Source organism: Rhizobium sp. BK181, assembly GCF_014193305.1.
Lineage (GTDB): Bacteria > Pseudomonadota > Alphaproteobacteria > Rhizobiales > Rhizobiaceae > Rhizobium.
Genome location: NZ_JACHZA010000002.1, coordinates 198,751 through 219,137 on the forward strand (window position 1 = coordinate 198,751; position 20,387 = coordinate 219,137).

Below are 20,387 nucleotides of genomic sequence, written 5' to 3' on the forward strand. Positions count from 1 at the left end.
CAAAAAACAAAAGCGCCGCTGAGAGGCGGCGCTTCGTGCTCGATTATGCAGCTTGTCGATCAGCCGGCTGTGCAGAAATGGCTGCGACCGTCGTAGCCGATATAGGTGCCGCTGCGCGGGTCGAAGGAGCGGTAGCGGTAAGAGCAATAGCGCTCCCACTGCGGCGTCCATGGCTCGACGTCGGCAACCGGACGATAATAGCGAGCCGGGGCAGCGCGATAGACCGGAGCGTCTTCGTATCCCGGCTCATAAGGCGGGTCGATGTAGCGCGGCTCGTCGTAGCGCGGGGCGCTGGCGATAGCAGAGCCAACGATCAGACCGGTTGCAAGACCGACAGCGCCGCCAACGAGCGCGTCGTCGCCGCCGTGATGATGACGATGCCAATCACCAGCCGATGCAACGCCGATCGATGACACCGTGAGGGCAGCAGCAGTTGCCGTCATGAAGAGCGCCTTGGCAAACCTATTCATTTGTCTTTCCCTGTTTTAACCGATTCCGGTTCTGCACCTTGATGATGGCAAGGTAAGGGCCGCGAGGTGAATGCAGGCTGAATGACAAAACCCGGCATCGCTGCCGGGCTTCAACTCGAATTGACAGCGTTGGCTGGAGGCTCAGCCTGCAATCTGCAGGTTGACAGCCTTGGGGCCCTTGCCGCGGCGATCCGGCTCCGTGTCGAAGCTAACCTTCTGATTTTCCGTCAGTCCGGCCAAGCCAGAAGCCTGAACGGCAGAAATGTGTACAAAGATGTCCGCGCCGCCCTTGTCCGGCTTGATAAAGCCAAAACCTTTGTCGGTGTTGAAGAATTTTACTGTGCCAGTCTCGGCCATGCGTCAGGTCCTTTTATCTCTGCCCGCCATCCACACGGGCAGCATCACTGATATTGCCTCCTCACGGAGACGTTAGCAGGCAATTATTGAAATGTGAGAAAAAGGTCCCCTCTAGCACAACCAAGCTCACCACGGGACTGACGCCCGTTTTCTCGGAACTGGTTGACCGGAATTTTAGCGTCTCCGGCGCGCACATTCTCAAGGACTTCCCATGCTCGCAAAATGCCCGAACACGGCGAGAGTGCTGCGATTATTAAATTTTGGCAAGCAAAAGTTTTTTAACGCCTCTATGCCGAGAAGCGCCTCTGGGCGGCATTTTCACGCCCTTAAAGCAAAAAATCGGTCGTTAGGCGCCAGAGTTTAACGGTTTACATCGTTAGCAATATAATTTGGGAGCAGATTTTCCCAAAAATGCAACGTTAACGCGACTGCGCAAAAGCTAAAGTTTTTTTCTTTTCCGGGCGTTCAACCCAAATTTGGGCTCGGTTTCAACCTGTCGGAAGCGCGACGGCGCGCTATTTCGGGGACCACTTCAACCAATAGCATCGCTGTAAACATCAGCGCGCAGCCGATATAGCCGAGTGGCGGCATGGTTTCGCCCAGCAGCAGGGCGCCAAGCGAGGCGCCAAAAAGCGCTTCGGCGGACAGGAAGATCGCCGCCTGTGAAGGGGTGGTGTAGCGTTGGCCGATAATCTGCAGCGAGAAGGCGACACCCGAGGAGAATATCCCGACATAGAGGATCTCGGGGGCAGCGGCCCATATCGCCGCCCAGCTGATTGGCTCGCTAACCACAGCGACGGCGAGGGCGCAGGCGCCGGTGACGGCAAACTGGGCCGTTGAGAGCGCCAGCGGGCGACCGGTCTCGGACACCGTGATCCCGGCCAGCGTGATCTGTCCGGCCCAGAATATTGCGCAGACGACTGTTAGCAGGTCGCCCGTCGTCAATGCCGAGAGTTGCCCGCCGGATAGTAGGTAGATACCCGAAACGGCCATGAGCGCACCCGGCCAGATGATCCAGTGCGGAGAACGGCGTAGGAAAACGACGGCGATCAAAGGCACGATGACGACATAGAGACCGGTGATGAAGCTCGAATTCGTCACCGTCGTTGTCTGCAGGCCGATCTGTTGGGTAGCGGCACCCCCGAACAGCGCAAGACCGGTCAGCAGATAGAGCTTGAGATGCCGCGGCGCGGTCGCAACCGGCGCCTTGCGTGCCTCGAACAGTATGAACGGCAGAACCGCTACGGCGGCGATCATAAAGCGCAGGCCAATGAACCAGAACGGGCCGATCGCCTTCATTGCCGTCGACTGCGCGACAAAGCCGCCGCCCCAGATGGCAGCTGCAAGCAATAGAAGGAGGTTCGCCTGAATGCGCGTCATTTCATCCTCGGTTCGGGAGAGAGTATGGCCGAGCGTTAGCAGTTGCCTTTCGTTTGAGCAAGGGTGAAGAATGTCGCTATTCCTTGCAGCGCAGAGAGCAAACGGATGACCACGAAAGCGGTTTCATCGCTGGACGAAAAAGCTGTGGCACGGCAGCAGGGCGATGCGCCGGCGGGATATTCGGGCAGTTCGCTCACGCGAAAGCTGGGCTTGAGGGAGGGGCAGGCGGCATTGCTGATCGGCGTGCCCGAGATTGCCGAGATAGAAACCTTTGGGCGTTTCTCCTCGATCGAGACAGCGTTGCCATCAGTGGTCGAGCGTCGCTTCGACTACATCCACGTTTTCGAAACAGGCCGGCCAGTCCTGGAGGATATGGCTTTAGCTCTCTCAACCGCTGTGAAACCGGACGGGATGCTATGGATTTCCTGGCCCAAGAAAGCCGCGCGGGTTTCGACGACGGTCACCGAAGACGTGCTGCGAACGATCTTCCTGCCTCTGGGCATGGTCGACGTCAAAGTCTGCGCTATTGACAAGACATGGTCCGGCTTGAAGTTCGTGATCCGAAAGGACCTGCGCGCCGGGCTATAGGCCTCCCATTAGCCATTGTTGGCTGGCGCTCGCGAGATTCTCAGCAAAGAACCATCGTCCTCGTCCGTAAGGATCAACAAAGCGCCGTCGGGGGCAACGACCACATCCCGCATCCGGCCATAGGAACCGTCGAACATTCGCTCCTCGGCGACGAAAGCGCCGGTATCGTCGCGCTGCATTCGCGAAAGCAGCTGGAATTTCAGCGCGGCGACCAGAAAGTTGCCGTCCCATTCGGGAAACATCTTGCCGCGATAAATTGCCAAGGCGCCCGGCGCTATGGACGGGTCCCAGTAATAAAGCGGTTGCTCAAGTCCTTCCTTGGCAGTGCCTTCGCCGATCTCCGCTCCTGAATAGTCGCGGCCATAGGTGATGATTGGCCAGCCATAGTTCTTGCCCGGCTCGATGGCGTTGATCTCATCACCGCCGCGGGCGCCGTGCTCAACGGTGTAAAGCTTGCCGTCGGCGGCATCAAAAGCGATGCCCTGCGGATTGCGGTGGCCTTTCGACCAGATTTCCGGGAGCGCCTTGACGCCATCCTTGAAGGGATTGTCATCGGGAATACTGCCATCCGCATTGAGGTGGATGATGGAGCCGGCGTCATCCTTCCAGTCCTGGGAACGATCCCGGTCGCCGCGGTCACCGATGCTGATGAACAGCGAGCCATCCTTGGCGAAGGCGATGCGGGAGCCGTACTGGATATTGCCGCTTGTGAAGCGCTTCATCGCGAAGATGGATTTGACGTCATTCAGCCTTGTGCCGTCTTTTGACAGCGTGGCACTGAACACCTCCGTGCCAGAGCCGCCTTTGGCTCTTGTCGCAGCCGTCAGGAATACCTTTCGGCTTGTTGCGAAATCAGGCGCGAGTGCAACGTCCATCAGGCCGCCTTGGCTGCGGGCGCTGACCTCAGGGACGCCGGCAATGGGGGCGGAGAGCTTGCCGTCACGGACGATGCGCAGTCGCCCGGGTCGCTCGGTGACGAGATACGAGGCATCGGGAAGTACCTCTACTGCCCAGGGGTGCTCAAGCCCTGTTGTAATCGTATCGACCTGCACCTCTACCGCTTTCGTCTTGACGGTATCAGCCGAGAGGCCCGGGGAGGCGGCCAAGAGCACTGTTGCGAGAAGAAATCCGAATTGAAGCTTTGCAGATGTTGTCATCGTCCGTCCCATTGCCTGTCCCGGTCAACGTGGTGCGTCGTGCACCTGCTTCAACCTCACTCTGCTTGGGATAACGCCTTTGTGTTTGTCGATGATATCGCGCCCGTCGACTGCGGATCGACGAGTTCGGCCTCGACGATATAACGCAACGGTCCGCGTTCCGTGGCGCCGAAAGGCCAGCAGGTCGCAAGCACGAGATGACGGCCCGGTGCTGTCGGGTCGATGCCGCTCTGATCCCAGGGCACGACGCGGCCTTCGCCTGCCTTGAAGGCCAGGACTTTGCCGTCGCGCCGTGTGACCTCGATTTCGTCGCCCGGTTTGACATCCCTTAGCCAACGGAAGTGCGTGTCACGATGGGCGGCGATGACGGAGGTTCCCTCATCGCCGGGTTGGGGCGTATTGGCGAGCCAAGCGGGACCGAAAGCCAACGCCTCTCCGGAAGCTCCGGAAAGGACAATGGCATGCTTGCCGAGGCGCGGCGCGGTCACCTCTGCCTCGGTCGTGAAATCCGCCCAGGGCCAGGGTTTGGTGTCTTCTCCGCGAAGCTCGGCGGCAAAGGCGCGCTTCAGGAGGAGTTGCGACAGTTCGGCCTTGGCCTTGATGTAGAGCCCGTCGGCAACCAACGCCGTTCCATAGAGCGCGAGAACTGCGATGCTGACGGCGATGGCCTTTTCGACCAAAGAAAGACGAGACAGCAGCGTGCGGCTTTTTTGCTCGCTCGTCACATCGTAAGCGGTCGCTGCCGCTGTTGCCATGGCGAGCTCGAGATAGGTCGGAAGCGGGCCGAACTCGTCCGCTTCATAATTTCGCATTCCGGCTCGCGAGGTCATCCGCGTCATGATTTGGCTCCTGCAAAGATGCCGCGCACGCGGCGGCGCCAGATGGCAAGCCCGCTTGCCGCAATGAGTGCGGTGAGAAGCATGACGATCCCTCGCAGGATCTGCTCATCGGCGCGTGTTGCCGTTTGCGGCAGATTTACCGATGCGGACTTCTGAGCGATCAGCCCGGCTGCCAGGCGCGGGGCCTCAACGAAGAAACCGGGCTCCTTGGCGGGAAAGAGGAGGGAGCCGCTGTTCACGTCGTTCGGTCGAACGAGTCCGGCGAGTTGCTCGACCTTCTGCTGGCTTTCTTCGGCATAAACCGTCGTGACGAGCCCGAACGTCATAAGGATCGACGCGGTGAAAGCCACGAATGCAACCAGCAATGAGATGGATACGCGGCGGGCGCGGAGGCGCCTTATGACGAACTCGTCTTCCAGAAACATGGGTATGCCCTCAATAACCAATGTCGGATGCAACAAAATGCGGCTTCGATCTCGGCGCGCTCGCGACCGAATTGCGGCATGCCGCGGCATTTGTTGCGGCCAATTCGTGGCAAAGCCGAAAATGGCGAAGTTTTTGATTTCAGGGCGTAAATCAGGCTCCCTTCAGAAACTGAATCAACTCCTTCGCAAAATGATTCAGCAGGCTGAGGGGATGATGTCGCGAATCGGCAATTTTATGAGCTGACTGATCACGAAGAATCATCGGCACCATCACGCCTTTGCGCTTGAAATGCCTGCTTACATTGGACATAGAGCTTAGCGCAGAATTCCGGTCCCCGGCCTTCTGTCCAAATCAACCGTATAGGACCGATATCATGGCCTTTCTTGCCGATGCTCTTTCCCGTGTGAAGCCTTCAGCCACCATCGCCGTTTCCCAGAAAGCGCGCGAGCTGAAAGCGAAAGGGCGCGATGTAATCGGGTTGGGTGCCGGCGAGCCGGATTTCGATACGCCCGACAATATCAAGAAGGCCGCCATCGACGCGATCAACCGCGGCGAGACGAAGTACACGCCGGTTTCCGGTATCCCTGAGCTGCGCAAGGCGATCGCCGCGAAGTTCAAGCGCGAGAACGGCCTGGAATACTCCTGGGAGCAGACGATCGTCGGCACCGGTGGCAAGCAGATTCTCTTCAACGCGTTCATGGCGACGCTGAACCCGGGCGATGAAGTCGTCATTCCGGCGCCATACTGGGTGTCCTACCCGGAGATGGTGGCGCTGTGCGGTGGCACCCCCGTAATCGTCTCGGCGACGCAGGAAAACAACTTCAAGCTCCAGGCTGCCGACCTCGAAAAGGCGATCACGCCGAAGACGAAGTGGTTCATCTTCAACTCGCCGTCCAACCCGTCGGGCGCTGCCTATACGCATGACGAACTGAAGGCTCTGACGGACGTGCTGCTGAAGCATCCGCATGTCTGGGTGCTGACGGACGACATGTACGAGCACCTGACCTATGGCGACTTCAAGTTCGTCACGCCTGTCGAAGTCGAGCCGAAGCTCTACGATCGCACGTTGACCATGAACGGCGTTTCCAAGGCTTACGCGATGACCGGCTGGCGTATCGGCTACGCAGCAGGCCCGATCCAGCTGATCAAGGCGATGGACATGATCCAGGGCCAACAGACCTCCGGTGCGACCTCGATCGCCCAGTGGGCCGCTGTTGAAGCGCTGAATGGGACGCAGGATTTCATCCCTGTGAACAAGAAGATCTTCGAAGGCCGCCGTGATCTGGTCGTGTCGATGCTGAACCAGGCCAAGGGCATCACGTGCCCGTCGCCGGAAGGCGCCTTCTACGTTTATCCGTCCTGCGCCGGCCTGATCGGCAAAACAGCACCGTCAGGCAAGGTGATCGAGACCGACGAAGACTTCGTCTCGGAGTTGCTGGAAAGCGAAGGTGTTGCCGTCGTTCATGGCTCCGCCTTCGGCCTCGGCCCCAACTTCCGCATCTCCTACGCGACTTCGGAAGCGCTGCTTGAGGAAGCCTGCAAGCGCATCCAGCGCTTCTGCGGCGCTTGCAAGTAAGCTCCGATCTGAGTGTTGATGAATATCGACCCGCCGGAAACGGCGGGTTCTTTTTTGCAAGCCGGCAATTCAGTCTTCGCTAACAACTGTCGCTTATGTGTCGGGCCAACTTCCTTGGCTCTCATGTTTTCGGGATCATGATCATCCATCTCGATTTGGCGACTGTTCTCCTTTTGCACCAATGTTCCTTTCTGGTCGGTGCTGTCTGCTTTGTTTACATGCGTATCCAATCGCGGAATGGCGAAGGCCTAGGAGCACTCGCGGCTAGTTATTTTGCGCTTGCGCTAGCCTCGACCCTGGCCGGATTGGGCGAGCAGCATCTGCTGTCGGTTCCTGTTTGGGGTTTCGGCAGTATTGTTCTTGGCATGACCGGCTACGCGCTCTTCTGGATAGGCATTCGCCGGCTGAGCAGCGGCAAGTTGCGGCGCATGGATTGGGCGTCCCTTGCCATTCCGGCCGTGGCGGCCGTTGTGGCGCTGGCGACGCAATTTCACGTCACAAGTTACATGCGCGGAAGCATCGGCAACGGCTTTGCTTTTGCGTCGCTAACGGTGTCTGCCGCTTGCATACTGAGGGATGGCGAACGTGAGCGGTTGCCAGCGCGGATACTGCTCGCCGCCTCGATCGGTTTAGGCGGGCTACTGGCATTGATGGTGGTTGTTGGCCTCCTTGTCCCTGACGTGGCACCGATGACACCGATATGGGCTTTCTTCTTGCGGATAATGACCCAATTCGCGGTCGCGCTGTTCGTCATCATCCTTGTCACGGAGCGAACGGAAGCAGAGTTGCGGCGTGTTGCCGAAACGGACATGCTGACCGGCATTGGCAACCGCCGCTGGTTCATGTCGCGGATGCCGCGCACCATGCTCGCGGGCAATGCGCTGCTGCTGATCGACCTCGATTTCTTCAAGCAAGTGAACGACCGCTTCGGTCACGACGCCGGCGATGCGGTTCTTGTATCGTTTGCAGACGCGATTAGCCGCACCATGCGACCGGGCGACAGCTTCGGCCGGCTGGGTGGAGAAGAGTTCGGCGTGTACCTGCCAAAGACGACAGCAAATGAAGCGCTGATGACGGCGGAGAACCTCCGCAAAGCCGCGCACGACCTTGTCGTCGCGTGTGGCGGTGAGCGGATATCGTTTACGGTGAGCATCGGCGTTGCTGCTGTAGAGGAAAGCCAAACTTCCTTGGCCGACCTCTTCAAGATGGCTGACGCAGCACTCTACGCGGCGAAGGATTCTGGGCGCGATCGTGCCGTTCTGTTCGAGCCAGGCATTCGTGCCGCCGCCTGACGATCTGCTGTTTCGCCGCGTTCGTTCAGAGACCGAGTGCCGTCAGCATCAGGAACGTCGCGAAAAGAATGAAGTGCGTCATGCCTTCGATGGCGTTGGTTTCGCCGTCGTTGAGATTGATCGCCGCCGCAATCAGCGTAATCGCCACCATAACCGTCTGTACCGGCGTCATCGCCATGATGAAAGGCTGGCCGGTGTAGAGGGCGATCGCCTCCATGACAGGGACCGTCAGGATGACGGTCGATAGCGAGGCGCCCATGGCGATGTTCACGGTCGCCTGCATGCGGTTGCGCAAAGCGGCGCGCAGCGCCGTGAGAATTTCGGGGGCCGCCGAAATCGCAGCGACAACGATGGCGGTAAGCGCGACTGGGGCGCCTGTGTCTCGCAAGCCTTCCGTCATGAAAGTCGACATGAATTCCGCTAGGAGGCCGATGATGACGACGCCGATCAGGATTGTTGCAATCGAGACCATCGTGGAGTCTTCGGCCGAGTGTTCCTCGGCGTCCGTCTTCTTCCGCTCGCCCCGCGGGTAGGCATAGCTGAAGAAGTAGCTGTGCTGACCGACCTGCATCCGCAGGAACAAGCCGTAAAGCGCGATCATCGCCACGATGGTGAAGGCGGAATAATAGTGCCATTTGTCGTCGGGCACGAATTCCGGAACGATCATCGAGATGCCCATGGCGGTGAGGATCATGACGCCGTAGGTTTTGCCAGAATTGTCGTTGTAGGGTTGCTCGCCGTGCTTCAAGCCGCCGAGCAGAGCGGCGAGGCCGAGAATGCCGTTGATGTCGAGCATGAGGGCAGCGTAGATCGTATCGCGAACGAGGGTAGGGGAGCTTTCGCCGCTCATCATGATCGCGAGGATGATCACCTCTACGGCAACCGCCGACAGCGTCAGGATCATCGTCCCGTAGGGATCGCCGACCTTGATTGCCAGGATCTCGGCATGATGGGCGACGCGAACGGAGGCGACGACGATCGTGGCAACAAGCGCTACGGCCGCGATCAGCGACATGCCGCGCCCCATCTCAAGGACCGTATGTTCCGAGAAATACGCGACGACGGCGACGGCCATTGCCAACACCAGGAACATTTCGTCTTTCAGTCGCGACACGATTTGCACGAAAAGCTCCGACTTTGATTCATCCAAGAAGTCTAAAGCGATGATTTTGCATGGCAAGCGAGCATGGTGGCCAGTGCGTTTGCAGTCTTGAGAATTTAATGGAATACTAACGCATCGGTCAGCCGGAAGCACATCGCGGCGCCTACTCGTCTCTTGCAACGCGGCCCGCGCAGAACTGGATGCAATCCGGTCAGCATTGGAGCGCGAACAAGAAGAGGAGTGAGATGCATGGTCAAGGTGGTCTACGAGGTCGTGCCTCACGACGGGGGCTGGGCCTACCGGTTGGGTGGTGTGTATTCCGAAGCATTCCCGACACACTCCGAAGCGCTCGAAGCAGCCCGTATTGTCGCGGCCGAACAGCAGGTCGGCGGTGATTCCGCAGAAATCAGCTGGCAGGATGACAAGGGAAAATGGCATGAGGAATACGCCGAAGGCGGGGACCGGCCGGAGACCGAGGTGGTCGACGGCACATGGAAAAGCCATTCCAGCGAAACCTCGCCGCGCGCATGACATGGTGCCTGATCGCCACTGCGATGATCAGCGCTGGCGCTTGCGCGCCGTTTCTCCCACGTAGTTCAGCAGGCCGTCTACGAGCGCGTCGAACGTGACGCGGTAGCGGCGTGCTGTCTTCGTTCCCTCGTGCATGACGACCCATGTGTCGAGCGGTATGCGGAAATGCTCCGGCAGGACGGGCAAAAGATCCGGGTCCCTGGCAGCAAGCCCCGCCTGGCAAATTCCTATCCCGATGCCGGCGCGAATAGCAGAGATTTGCGCAAGCGGGTTGTCGCTCTTGAAGGCGAAGGTGAGCCCCTCAGGAATGGGAAAGCGCGCTATCATGGCTCTGATGTAGGCCGTCGGGCGGTCGAAGCCGACGAGGCGGTGTCGTGTTAGGTCTGATATCTCCTGCGGCACTCCGTGTTGCTCGAGATAGCGACGGTGGGCGTGGAAGCCCAGCGGTATCTCCCCTATGTGGCGGGCGACAAGCTGATCCTGGGTCGGCTGCGCCATCCGAACGGCAATGTCTGCCTCGCGGGTAAGAAGGTCCTCGATGGCATCCGATGCAGAGAGTTCGATGTTGAGGTCGGGATAAGCCGCGACGAGCGGTGCAAGAATGTGCGGAAGCACTTCCACGCCGATCACTTCGCTGGCACTTATCCGGACAGTGCCGGCAACTCGCTCCCGATGTCCCGATGCCGTGCGCAGCAGCGCGGCCGATGTTGCGGCCAGGGCTTCGGCGTAAGGCTTCAATTCAAGGGCTGCGTCGGTGGGCAACAGACCGTTCGGCGAGCGGACGAAGAGTTGTGAGGCGATTGCCTCCTCGAGAGCATCGATGTGCCGTCCAACCGTCGGCTGCGTGAGGCCCAGATTGCGGGCTGCTGCCGAAAGCGATCCGTATTCGAGAACGGCAAGCAAGGTTCGGTAGAAATGCCAGTCGGGTTCCCTGTTCATGGATTTATGTATAGTGACAGCACGAATTTGTCAATTTCGTTTATGTTGGAATGTCGGCATGATCCGGTCAGTAGAAAAATGACGGAGATCATCATGGCGGAGCAGAACAAACAAGTTGCCCTGGTGCTGGGCGCGACCGGCGGAATTGGCGGCGAAGTCGCACGAAAGCTCGCCGCACGTGGCTGGCGGGTGCGGGCACTGAACCGGGATGCAGCCAAGGCGCGCGCGAACGTGGCGAACTTCGAGTGGATCCAGGGCGATGCGATGAAGGCTGCCGATCTCATGACGGCCGCGCAAGGCGTCAGCCTTATCATCCACGCCGTCAATCCACCGGGTTATCGTAACTGGGAGAAGCTGGTTCTCCCGATGCTTGACAACGCGATCGCTGCCGCCCGCTCGGTCGGCGCCCGCATCGTTTTGCCAGGAACAGTCTATAATTTCGGACCAGAGGCCTTTCCCATCTTCGGGAAGACAGCCCACAGCATCCTGTGACGAAGAAGGGAGCGATCCGCGTCGAAATGGAGCAACGTCTGGAGGCTGCCTCGCGGACCGGCGTGCCGGTCATCATTGTCCGCGCCGGCGATTTCTTCGGACCGGGGGCAGCAAATAGCTGGTTCTCGCAAGGCATGGTCACACCGGGCAAGCCGGTGCGCACAGTCAAGAATCCGGCGCGACATGGTATCGGGCATCAATGGGCCTATCTGCCCGACGTTGCGGAGACGATGATCCGTCTCGTCGAACGTGGCGATCGCCTGCCATGCTTTGCGGTTTATCACATGGAGGGCTTCTGGGATGCTGATGGCAGCCAGATGGCCGCCGCGATTAAACGGGTGGCCGGCAACAGGATAAAGACGCGCACCTTTCCGTGGTGGATCGTACCGCTGTCGGCGCCGTTCATCACCTTCATGCAAGAGTTGAAAGAGATGCGCTATCTCTGGCGGGTGCCGTTGCGGATGTCGAATGAACGATTGGTCGCCGAGCTCGGCAGCGAGCCGCATACGCCCATCGACGAAGCTGTTCGTGCCTCGCTGGTTTCGCTCGGTTGCCTCCGCTCAATAGGGGCGGAAGTCCAAGCGCGTGTTTCGGTGCAAGCGGGGCATTAGGACCCGTCCGGGTTGCGTTGATCGTCTAACCCTGCTGCAGTTCGGTCAGTGCAATACGCGCGACGGCAAGGGGACTTTCGGCCTGCGCCGTCGATCCATCGCCGAGGAACCAAGCCGCCGACAGGCCGGAATAGGCTGCGATCCATTGCAACAAGCGCTTTGGCCCAAGGCCAGCCTCGCTCGCGACGATCCGGAGTTGTCGCTGTAGGCGGCCGGGAGCGGTTATTGTCGGAAGGTCTTCGTTGGCAAAGATATTGGCATAGTCAAAGCCGCGTTCACCGATGAGGCCCTTGGGGTCGATCGCTAGCCAGCCATGCTGTTGGAAATCGAGGATGTTGCTGTGGTGAATGTCGCCGAGGAGGACGACGGGATCTGTGGCGTCGGCAAGCAGGCGTTCAGCAACCCTGTGGCAGTGCGCCAATGTGCCGCCGTGAGCTCGGGCAGCCGGTTCTAGCTCGCGAAACCAGCGGGCTAGCGGAATGAGGCTTGGCAATGCCTGCCTGCGTGGGGCATGAAGCCTGGCGACGGTGCTGCACATGATGCGGGTTACCGCATCGTCGCCGCCGTCCATTGCCATTGCCAGCAGTGACTGACTGCCCATTGCTCGCTCGAGCAGAACGGCCTCGCCGTCGTGTGCGTAGACCTTGGCAGCGCCGATGCCATCCCACCACTGCATCAGGGCGCCGCCGGCTCGCTCGGCCTCATCCCGGGAGAGTTTCAGCATCGCAGGTTTTCCGTCCCAGAGGACCGGCAACAGGTGGCTGGAATGGGTGATGATCGGTTCACCGTCGACGGTCAGTCGCCAGCGGTCGAGATGGGATTCGAACATGGCCGCATCCTAACGGCGTCAGGAGAAAAGGAAATCCCGCCTAAGACGGGATCTCACATCATGCTCTTGAGGTTAGGCGGCTTTTTCCACCACGGGGTAGTCGATGTAACCCTTTGGCCCACCACCGTAGAAGGTTGCCTGTTGCGGCGCGTTCAGCGGCAGGTTCTTTTCCAGGCGTTCGACCAAATCCGGATTGGCGATGAACGGTTTGCCGAAAGCGACAAGATCGGCGCGGCCGCTCTCGACGGCATCGATCGCCATTTCCCGGTCATAGCCGTTGTTGACCATCCAGTTCGCCTTGCCGCCAGCCTTCTCGTAAGCCTGGCGCAGAGCCGCATAGTCGAAGGCGGGGTTTGTGCCTTGCGTGAAATCGCGATCGCCGCCGGTCTGGCCTTCGATGACGTGGATATAGGCGAGATCATATTTCGCCAGACCCTCGACCACGTGGGTGAAGAGCGCCTGGGGGGCAGAATCGTAGCTCTCTCCTGAAGGCGTGACCGGCGAAATGCGGATTGCGGTGCGGCCGGCACCGATTTCCTTGGTCACGGCATCTACCACTTCAAAAGTGAAGCGCGCCCTGTTTTCGATCGAGCCGCCATACTGGTCGTTGCGGTCGTTCACACCGTCACGCAGGAATTGATCGAGCAGGTAGCCGTTTGCGCCGTGAATTTCGACACCGTCGAAGCCAGCGTCGATCGCGGCACGCGCCGCTTTGCGATAATCTTCAACGATACCCGGAATTTCCGAGGTTTCGAGGGCGCGCGGCTCGGAGGTGTCGGCAAACGCGCCGGAGCCGTCGTTACTGACCAGGTAGGTCTTGGCCTTGGCAATGCGGTTGGTAGAGGAGACGGGCTTGCCGCCGTTCGGCTGCAGTGTCGTGTGCGAGATACGGCCGACATGCCACATCTGCACGACGATCTTGCCTCCCGCGGCGTGGACAGCATCGGTGACACGCTTCCACCCGTCGAGTGCTTCCTCTTTGTAAAGGCCCGGAACGTCGGCATAGCCCTGACCTTGATGGGTGATTGCGGTTGCCTCAGTGATAATGAGACCGGCCGTGGCACGCTGACGGTAATACTCGACGTTGAGATCATTCGGGATCGCGCCCGGCGATCGGTTGCGCGTCAGCGGCGCCATCACGATGTGGTTCCTAACGGAAATATCGCCAACCTTGGTGGGTTCGAAAAGCTTGCTCATGTAGGTCCTTTCTCAGTGGGAAGATCACTCGGCCGAAGCGGGTGCTATTCGGCGCAGGATCGGGTGAGGGTGGTATCGGTCGCGGGGAGCATCGCTGACGTGAAATGGAGACACGGCCTGGTGACGTCGTCCGGGTGTTGTTTTGCCCAACCGGACGCCGATCTGCCGGAGGCGGAAGGCCAAGAAGCTGACGGCATCTTTACAGGTCCATGGCAAGTTGCTTCAGGAATGCCGCGATAGTCTCCTCGTTGCGCTTGTAAAAGATCCACTGGCCAACGCGCCGTGTCGTCACGAGACCCGCGCGGCTCAATGTCCCGAGATGCGCCGAGACTGTCGACTGTGAGAGACCGCAGCGCTCGAACTGACTGGCGCACACGCCCATCTCAAACGGATGCTCCTGCGAGGTGAAGTGCTCTTCGGGATTCTTCAACCAGTTGAGGATTTCCATCCGCGTAGGATGAGCGATTGCCTTCAATATCTCGTCTTTTTCCATCGTCGTTATTCGAATTATAAATCGTTTCTAAACGATATATGGATCGGTAATTTCCGATATGCAAGTCACGACGGCGTGAGATGCGGACTTTCGCGATGTGGCTAGATTTTGGGCAAAAAAAGAGGGCCACCGAAAGATCGGGGCCCTTTAAGGTATGAAGGTCAATAAACCTCCAGAGGGGAACAGCTAACGCGGTGGCACTGGGAGAGAAGCCACGAAATGCATCAGCTGAGTTGGATATGATGCTTTGAGAGGCAGATTACAATGCATGTTTGCGCATGCCTGCTATGCGCTGCACAATTTTCTGCTGCAGTGCGAAAAAATCGGGCAAAAAAAGAGGGCCACCGAAAGATCGGGGCCCTTATAGGTGTGAAGGTCAAAACCTCCAGAGGGGAACAGCTAATGCGGTGGAACTGGGAGGAAAAGCCACCGTGTGCATCAGCTATGTGCGATATGGTGTTTTAATGAGCAAACGGCAACCCCGATTTATGCATGCCAGACATGCATACGTTGCACGGCTTGTATTTCTGATGGAGGCAACTAGAAGTTCCAGTTGCGCGCCTTGCTGACGATGAAGTCGCGGAAGGCCTTCAGCTTGGCCGCATTCTTCATTTCGTCCGGATAGCAGAAGTAGGTATCGAAGGACGGCACGTCCGCATTGATCGGTAGCTGGATCAAGCCAGGGTCGCGTCCGACGATGTAGTCGGGCATACAGGCGACGCCCATGCCGAGCAGGCAGGCGCGTTTGATCGAGGTTTGGCTATTGATCTGCAGATGAGGGATTCGCTTGTTGTCCGACGAGCGCCCGGCGACTTCAAGCCAGTTGACGTCGAGCAGGTAGCTCGGTGCCGGCTCGCCGAATGTGATGATGCGATGGTTGTCGAGGTCTTCGACGGTCTGCGGCTCGCCATGGCGGTTGATGTAGGAGGGGGCCGCATAGACGTGCATGTGGACGGTGAACAGCTTACGCTGGATGAGATCGGACTGCACCGGTTGGCGCAAGCGGATGGCGCAATCCGCGTAGCGCATGTTGACGTCCACCTCCTCGTTGTCGAGGATCAGCTGGATCTGGACGTCAGGATAGAGCTGCATGAACTCCTGGATCTTGTCCGTCAACCAGCCCTGTCCGAGACCGACGGTCGTGGTGACACGCAGCTTTCCTGTCGGCGTTTCCGTCGTTTCGGTGAGCTGCATCTTCACGGTTTCGAGCTTCAGCAGCACGTCGTGGGCCGTGCGATACAGCAGTTCGCCCTGTTCCGTCAGGATCAGGCCGCGCGCATGGCGGTGGAAGAGCTTGGTACCGACATCCTGCTCAAGCGCGCTTACCTGACGACTGATCGCGGACTGGGACAGATGCAGTTTATCCGCCGCATGCGTGAACGAACCCGCTTCGGCAGCTGCGTGAAAGATACGCAGCTTGTCCCAATCCAATGGCATTCCCCCACCCCTCATAGCCGATCCTACTCCGCGGCCACGGCAACGGGCATGTGGCCCGTCAGATATCGTTCGGCTTCAAGAGCAGCCATGCATCCCAGGCCGGCGGCTGTGATCGCCTGGCGGAAGGTGTCGTCGGTCACGTCACCGGCGGCATAAACGCCTTCCAGGCTGGTCGCCGTCGAATCCGGGGCGGTCCACAGATAGCCATTGTCCTTCAGCTTCAGCTTGCCCTTGAAGAGTTCGGTCGCCGGGGCATGGCCGATCGCCACAAAGACGCCGTCGACTGCAACCTCGGTGATCGCACCCGTGCGCGTGTCGCGCAGGCGAGCGCCCGTAACCGACGGCGGCATCGGCGGCTTGGCCGGCGTGCCGGTGATCTCGGCGACCTCGGTGTTCCAGAGCACCTTGATGTTTTCCTTCGAGAACAGGCGTTCCTGCAGGATTTTCTCCGAACGGAAGCTGTCGCGGCGGTGAACGACCGTCACGGACTTCGCGATGTTGGAGAGGTAGAGCGCTTCCTCGACAGCACTGTTGCCGCCGCCGACAACAATCACGTTCTTGTTGCGGTAGAAGAAGCCGTCGCAGGTCGCGCAGGCGGAAACGCCGAAGCCCTGGAAATGCTGCTCGCTTTCGATGCCGAGCCACTTTGCCTTGGCGCCTGTTGCGATGATCAGCGTATCAGCCGTCCAGACCTGACCACTATCGGTGCGCGCCACGAACGGACGCTGGTTCAGCTCGACTTCGGTGACGATGTCATTGACGATCTCGGCGCCGACATGCTTTGCCTGCTGCAGCATCTGATCCATCAGCCACGGTCCCTGGATCGGATCGGCAAAGCCCGGATAATTTTCCACGTCGGTGGTGATCATCAGCTGTCCGCCTTGATCGAGGCCGGCGATCAGAACGGGCTTCAGCATTGCACGGGCTGCATAGACGGCAGCCGTGTAGCCGGCAGGGCCGGAGCCGATAATGAGCACCTTGGTGTGGCGGGCGGACATGGGTATTTCCTTTCGACTGTCAGGAGGGCGGCGGCTAAGTGGCGAATGCGGCCGTTTCGCGATCCATTCGCCATTTATGAACGTCCAGTGCTTTTATTCAAGGGCAGCCCTGCGTTACCAACAAGGCTTTCTCGGCTGCCGGTGCAACAATCCGTCGCCGAGCTGAAACTTTCTTGCGAATTCCGCCGCTTTATATAGAAGCTGGCAATCATGAATTAAAGGAAGGGCAGGATTGTGCTTCGCGCCGAACTTGATGCCATCGATATAAAGATACTGCGGGAGTTGCAGGCAGACGGGCGGATGACCAATGTCGAGCTCGCCGACCGTGTCGGCATTTCGGCGCCGCCTTGCCTGCGGCGCGTGCGAAAGCTTGAAGAGACCGGCGTCATCGAAGGCTATCACGCGATGCTGAACAGCCCCAAGCTGGGCTTCGATCTTGTCGCTTTCTGCATGGTAGGGCTCAAGCATCAGTCCGAAGCCAACCTGAAGGCGTTTGCGGCAGCGACGGCGCAATGGCCGCTGGTGCGTCAGGCCTGGATGGTTTCGGGCGACAGCGACTTCCTGTTGCATTGCGTTGCCGAGAACCTGACGCGTTTCCAGGACTTCGTTATCGAGGTGCTGACGGCAAACGAGCACGTGGACACGGTGCGAACGATGCTGACGATCCGACAGGTGAAGCGGGTGGGCCTAGTCGAAGTCTGAGCGCAGCTAAGCTCTATGAATTGAGCGGCTTATGCCTTATTGAAGGCGCTTTGTGAGCCGTTTGCTGCGGAAGAAGACACGAAGATCGTTCAATGACCAAGTTGCCTATTTCCGCGTTCATCATTTGCTTGAACGAAGAAGCGTATCTCGGCAATTGCATCGAGAGCTTGGACAAGTGCGCGGAGATTGTGGTCGTTGACTCCGGCTCGACGGATGGCACCGTTGCCTTGCTGCAATCCTATATCGACAAGGGATGGCCGATCCGGTTGTTTCACGAGGCGTGGCGCGGCTACGCCGGGCAGAAGCAATTTGCGCTCGATCAGTGCACGCAGCCCTGGCGCTTGAATATTGATTCGGATGAACGGCTCGATGCGCCACTGAGAAGGCTTTTGCCGGAACTGATCGCCGCGCCAGACGATGTTGTTGGCTGGCGTGTTGCGCGTCGCCCCTATCTGATCGGCTACGGCTACACGCCTGAGCATGTCCACGAGCGGAAGAATCTGCGGCTTGTTCGCAAAGGCAGAGGCGCTTATGACCTCACGCAAACCGTGCACGAAGGTATCGTGCCGACCGGCCGGGTTCAGGATGCCTCGTCCGGGAGTCTGCTTCACTACCGGCCACTCGTCATCGATGAACAGATCCTCAAAGAGAACAAGTACTCGACGTTGAAGGCCGATCAACACTTCGCCTTGGGCGAGGGCACAACCTTCGCCAGACTGATTTTCAGCCCGCTGCTGTATTTCTGGCGTCTCTATTTTCACAACGGTTTGTGGCGCTGCGGACAGTCGGGCTTTGTCGAGGCGATGACCGGCGCAGTCTACGCATTTCTCACGCAGGCAAAGTTGTATCAGCGCAAGGCTGCCGAGAAGCATCCGAGCTTTGACGACGCAGGAAAGCACTAAGGTCCAATCGCGATGAAGGTGATGCATATCCATTTCGGCAAGGAGGGCGGAGCTGAACGTTTCTTTGTCAACCTCGTCAATGCGCTCCACGATCGTGGCGTGGAGCAACGCGCGCTCATTCGTCCCGATCGCAGCTGGCGCAAGGACATTGAAAAATGTGGTGAGGTTTATGAGGGGACGTTCCGGCGCATTTCGCTCTCGCGCTTCATCTTGTCGGCGCGCATGCGCGCTATCCTGAACGATTTTCAGCCTGACGTGATCATGTCGTGGCAATTGCGCGCAAGCCGCTTCATGCCGCGGTACAAGAACGCTCGACGCATTTCGCGGCTCGGTGATTATCCAGAGCACCTCGGCTACTATCGCAATTCCGAAACGCTCGTCTGCATCACACCCGATATAGGCAAGCGCGTTCGCGAACTCGGCTGGACGCGCGGCGTGGAAGTCATTGCAAACTTTACCCGCTCGACCCCAAGCGAGCCGATTGCCCGGGAAGCACTGCAAACACCCGCCGAAGCTTTCGTCGTCATCGGCATGGGTCGCTTCGTTAGGCGGAAGGGCTTCGATGTGCTGATCAAGGCCATCGCAAAGACGCAAGGCGCATTTCTGTGGCTGCTGGGGGATGGGCCGGAGCGCGAAAACCTTGAAAAGCTAACCGACGAACTCGGCCTGCGGGAGCGTGTCCGCTTTGCGGGATGGCAGACCAATGCCTACGCCTACCTTGCGTCCGCCGATGTATTCACCGTGACGTCGCTGCACGAGCCACTCGGCAATGTATGCCTTGAAGGGTGGGGCGCTGGCAAGCCGACGATTGGTTCTCGCGCCGAAGGCCCGAGCTGGGTGATGACAGACGGCAAGGATGCCCTGATGGTTGATTGCGGCGATGTCGACGGTCTCGCGAATGCGATCGCACGCGTTCGCGATGAGCCTGACCTGCGCACCGCATTGATCGACGGCGGTCAGGAGACGCTTAAGAACCGGTTTTCCGAAGACGCGATCACGCAGGCCTACATCCGTTTGTTCGAGACGGGGACAAGTGCGCCGTGAAGGTGATGCATTTCCACTTTGGCAAGGATGGCGGGGCCGAGCGGTTCTTCGTGCACCTCGTCAACGCCTTGGCTCGGCGCGGTGTCGAGCAGAGCGCAGTCATTCGACCGAACCGGATCTGGCGCAAGGACATGCCGGCTTCAATGGCGATCGTGGAAAGCAATTTTCGGAATGTGTCGCTGGATCGGATCCTGTTGCCGCTGAAAGTCGCCTTTGGTGCGCGACGGCTTCGGCCGGATGCAATCATGGCCTGGGCGCCACGCGCGAGCGAATTGATGCCGAACTACAAGGGATGCATCAAGATCTCCAGGTTGGGAGATTATCCGACCGATCTGAAGTATTTCAAGAACTCCGACATTCTAGTCTGCAACACACCCGGCATTGCCGACCATGTGCGCGAAATCGGTTGGACGCGTAGAGTTGAGGTGATCTCGAACTTCACGAGCACCGAGCAAGTGGCCCCGGTCGATCGTGCCGCGTTCGACACGCCACGGGACGCGCCCGTCGTCATGTCCATGGGGCGTTTCGTGCCGCGGAAAGAGTTCGCGTTGTTGACGGCAGCGGTGGCGAAGCTGCCGGGCGTCTATCTCTGGCTCGCCGGCGAGGGCGAGGAACTGGAAAACGTCAAAAAAGTCGCATCAGATCTCGGTGTGACGGACCGGGTGCGGTTTCTCGGATGGCAGAAAGACACGCGGCCGTTTGTGGCGGCTGCCGACATCTTCGTCATGCCCTCGAACCATGAGCCGCTTGGCAACGTCATTCTGGAGGCTTGGGCGCAGGGCAAACCCGTCGTTTCCAGCCGCTCAGAGGGGCCGTCGTGGTTCATGAGGGACGGCGAGAACGGACTTCTTGTTGAGATCGGCGACACCGACGGTTTTTCGAAGGCCATTGAGCGTTTGATCAATGATCCCTTGCTGGCGGCAAAGGTGACCGCCGGTGGGCGGGACACGTTGATGGGGCAGTTTTCTGAAGGCGCTGTTGCCGACGCCTATCTTGAACTCTTCAAGCGCAAGCCTTGACGGTCC

21 protein-coding genes and 1 pseudogene are annotated in these 20,387 nt (G+C 59.2%); 9 read left to right on the forward strand and 13 right to left on the reverse strand.

Going from position 1 to position 20,387, the window contains the following annotated elements; translation table 11 throughout:
• Positions 1-59 precede the first annotated feature (59 nt).
• From FHT77_RS08420 to FHT77_RS08430, 3 genes are all read right to left on the reverse strand, one after another.
• Positions 60-470: a BA14K family protein gene (locus tag FHT77_RS08420; protein WP_183754234.1), complete on the reverse strand. Its 411-nt coding sequence runs from the start codon at positions 468-470 to the stop codon at positions 60-62.
• 141 nt (positions 471-611) lie between these two features.
• The gene (locus FHT77_RS08425; protein ID WP_007534130.1) at positions 612-827 is read right to left on the reverse strand and encodes a cold-shock protein; all 216 of its coding nucleotides are present in this window, start codon (positions 825-827) and stop codon (positions 612-614) included.
• A gap of 465 nt (positions 828-1,292) precedes the next feature.
• The gene (locus tag FHT77_RS08430; protein WP_183754236.1) at positions 1,293-2,207 is read right to left on the reverse strand and encodes a DMT family transporter; all 915 of its coding nucleotides are present in this window, start codon (positions 2,205-2,207) and stop codon (positions 1,293-1,295) included.
• A 105-nt stretch (positions 2,208-2,312) separates the two neighbouring features.
• On the opposite strand from FHT77_RS08430, the gene FHT77_RS08435 reads away from it, so the two are divergent.
• Entirely contained in the window at positions 2,313-2,795 is a 483-nt protein-coding gene (locus FHT77_RS08435; protein ID WP_246719740.1) for a DUF3052 domain-containing protein, read from the forward strand.
• An 8-nt stretch (positions 2,796-2,803) separates the two neighbouring features.
• Here the strand turns inward: FHT77_RS08435 and FHT77_RS08440 are convergent, their stop codons facing one another.
• From FHT77_RS08440 to FHT77_RS32195, 3 genes are read right to left on the reverse strand one after another with little or no spacing between them, the layout of a single operon-like run.
• Entirely contained in the window at positions 2,804-3,952 is a 1,149-nt protein-coding gene (locus FHT77_RS08440; RefSeq protein ID WP_183754238.1) for a PQQ-dependent sugar dehydrogenase, read from the reverse strand.
• 56 nt (positions 3,953-4,008) lie between these two features.
• Positions 4,009-4,791: a class GN sortase gene (locus FHT77_RS08445; protein ID WP_409527437.1), complete on the reverse strand. Its 783-nt coding sequence runs from the start codon at positions 4,789-4,791 to the stop codon at positions 4,009-4,011.
• Entirely contained in the window at positions 4,788-5,216 is a 429-nt protein-coding gene (locus FHT77_RS32195; protein ID WP_183754240.1) for a hypothetical protein, read from the reverse strand. The genes FHT77_RS08445 and FHT77_RS32195 overlap by 4 nt, the downstream gene beginning before the upstream one ends.
• Positions 5,217-5,590: 374 nt before the next feature.
• On the opposite strand from FHT77_RS32195, the gene FHT77_RS08455 reads away from it, so the two are divergent.
• Positions 5,591-6,793: a pyridoxal phosphate-dependent aminotransferase gene (locus FHT77_RS08455; protein ID WP_183754242.1), complete on the forward strand. Its 1,203-nt coding sequence runs from the start codon at positions 5,591-5,593 to the stop codon at positions 6,791-6,793.
• A gap of 218 nt (positions 6,794-7,011) precedes the next feature.
• A complete protein-coding gene (locus tag FHT77_RS08460; protein ID WP_246719742.1) occupies positions 7,012-8,085 on the forward strand; it encodes a GGDEF domain-containing protein in 1,074 nt (357 codons plus the stop codon).
• A 25-nt stretch (positions 8,086-8,110) separates the two neighbouring features.
• On the opposite strand, the gene FHT77_RS08465 is transcribed toward FHT77_RS08460, so the two are convergent.
• A complete protein-coding gene (locus FHT77_RS08465; protein WP_183754246.1) occupies positions 8,111-9,208 on the reverse strand; it encodes a calcium:proton antiporter in 1,098 nt (365 codons plus the stop codon).
• A 228-nt stretch (positions 9,209-9,436) separates the two neighbouring features.
• Between FHT77_RS08465 and FHT77_RS08470 the strand changes: the two genes are divergently transcribed.
• A complete protein-coding gene (locus tag FHT77_RS08470; protein WP_016554668.1) occupies positions 9,437-9,718 on the forward strand; it encodes a DUF2188 domain-containing protein in 282 nt (93 codons plus the stop codon).
• A gap of 27 nt (positions 9,719-9,745) precedes the next feature.
• Here FHT77_RS08470 and FHT77_RS08475 read toward each other — a convergent pair whose 3' ends face one another.
• Entirely contained in the window at positions 9,746-10,657 is a 912-nt protein-coding gene (locus FHT77_RS08475; protein ID WP_183754248.1) for a LysR family transcriptional regulator, read from the reverse strand.
• 93 nt (positions 10,658-10,750) lie between these two features.
• Here FHT77_RS08475 and FHT77_RS08480 point away from each other — a divergent pair.
• Positions 10,751-11,760: pseudogene (locus tag FHT77_RS08480) on the forward strand (SDR family NAD(P)-dependent oxidoreductase).
• 25 nt (positions 11,761-11,785) lie between these two features.
• Here FHT77_RS08480 and FHT77_RS08485 read toward each other — a convergent pair.
• From FHT77_RS08485 to trxB, 5 genes are all read right to left on the reverse strand, one after another.
• The gene (locus FHT77_RS08485) at positions 11,786-12,589 is read right to left on the reverse strand and encodes an aminoglycoside phosphotransferase family protein (protein WP_183754250.1); all 804 of its coding nucleotides are present in this window, start codon (positions 12,587-12,589) and stop codon (positions 11,786-11,788) included.
• A 72-nt stretch (positions 12,590-12,661) separates the two neighbouring features.
• The gene (locus tag FHT77_RS08490) at positions 12,662-13,786 is read right to left on the reverse strand and encodes an alkene reductase (RefSeq protein ID WP_183754252.1); all 1,125 of its coding nucleotides are present in this window, start codon (positions 13,784-13,786) and stop codon (positions 12,662-12,664) included.
• Between the two features lie 199 nt (positions 13,787-13,985).
• The gene (locus tag FHT77_RS08495) at positions 13,986-14,279 is read right to left on the reverse strand and encodes an ArsR/SmtB family transcription factor (protein WP_114713331.1); all 294 of its coding nucleotides are present in this window, start codon (positions 14,277-14,279) and stop codon (positions 13,986-13,988) included.
• A 540-nt stretch (positions 14,280-14,819) separates the two neighbouring features.
• Positions 14,820-15,716, reverse strand: a complete 897-nt coding sequence (locus FHT77_RS08500; protein ID WP_018857199.1) for a LysR family transcriptional regulator VtlR — start codon at positions 15,714-15,716, stop codon at positions 14,820-14,822.
• A gap of 23 nt (positions 15,717-15,739) precedes the next feature.
• Complete coding sequence (trxB, locus tag FHT77_RS08505) at positions 15,740-16,714, reverse strand: thioredoxin-disulfide reductase (RefSeq protein WP_183754254.1); 975 nt, start codon at positions 16,712-16,714, stop codon at positions 15,740-15,742.
• A gap of 234 nt (positions 16,715-16,948) precedes the next feature.
• Here trxB and FHT77_RS08510 point away from each other — a divergent pair, with 234 nt between their 5' ends.
• The 4 genes from FHT77_RS08510 to FHT77_RS08525 all read left to right on the forward strand — a co-directional run bounded on the left by FHT77_RS08510 (position 16,949) and on the right by FHT77_RS08525 (position 20,381).
• Positions 16,949-17,416 (forward strand): Lrp/AsnC family transcriptional regulator, encoded by a 468-nt coding sequence (locus FHT77_RS08510; RefSeq protein WP_007534169.1) that lies wholly within the window; start codon positions 16,949-16,951, stop codon positions 17,414-17,416.
• A 92-nt stretch (positions 17,417-17,508) separates the two neighbouring features.
• The gene (locus FHT77_RS08515; RefSeq protein ID WP_183754256.1) at positions 17,509-18,318 is read left to right on the forward strand and encodes a glycosyltransferase family 2 protein; all 810 of its coding nucleotides are present in this window, start codon (positions 17,509-17,511) and stop codon (positions 18,316-18,318) included.
• A gap of 12 nt (positions 18,319-18,330) precedes the next feature.
• Entirely contained in the window at positions 18,331-19,362 is a 1,032-nt protein-coding gene (locus tag FHT77_RS08520; protein WP_183754258.1) for a glycosyltransferase, read from the forward strand.
• The gene (locus FHT77_RS08525; protein ID WP_183754260.1) at positions 19,359-20,381 is read left to right on the forward strand and encodes a glycosyltransferase; all 1,023 of its coding nucleotides are present in this window, start codon (positions 19,359-19,361) and stop codon (positions 20,379-20,381) included. The genes FHT77_RS08520 and FHT77_RS08525 overlap by 4 nt, the downstream gene beginning before the upstream one ends.
• Positions 20,382-20,387: the final 6 nt, after the last annotated feature.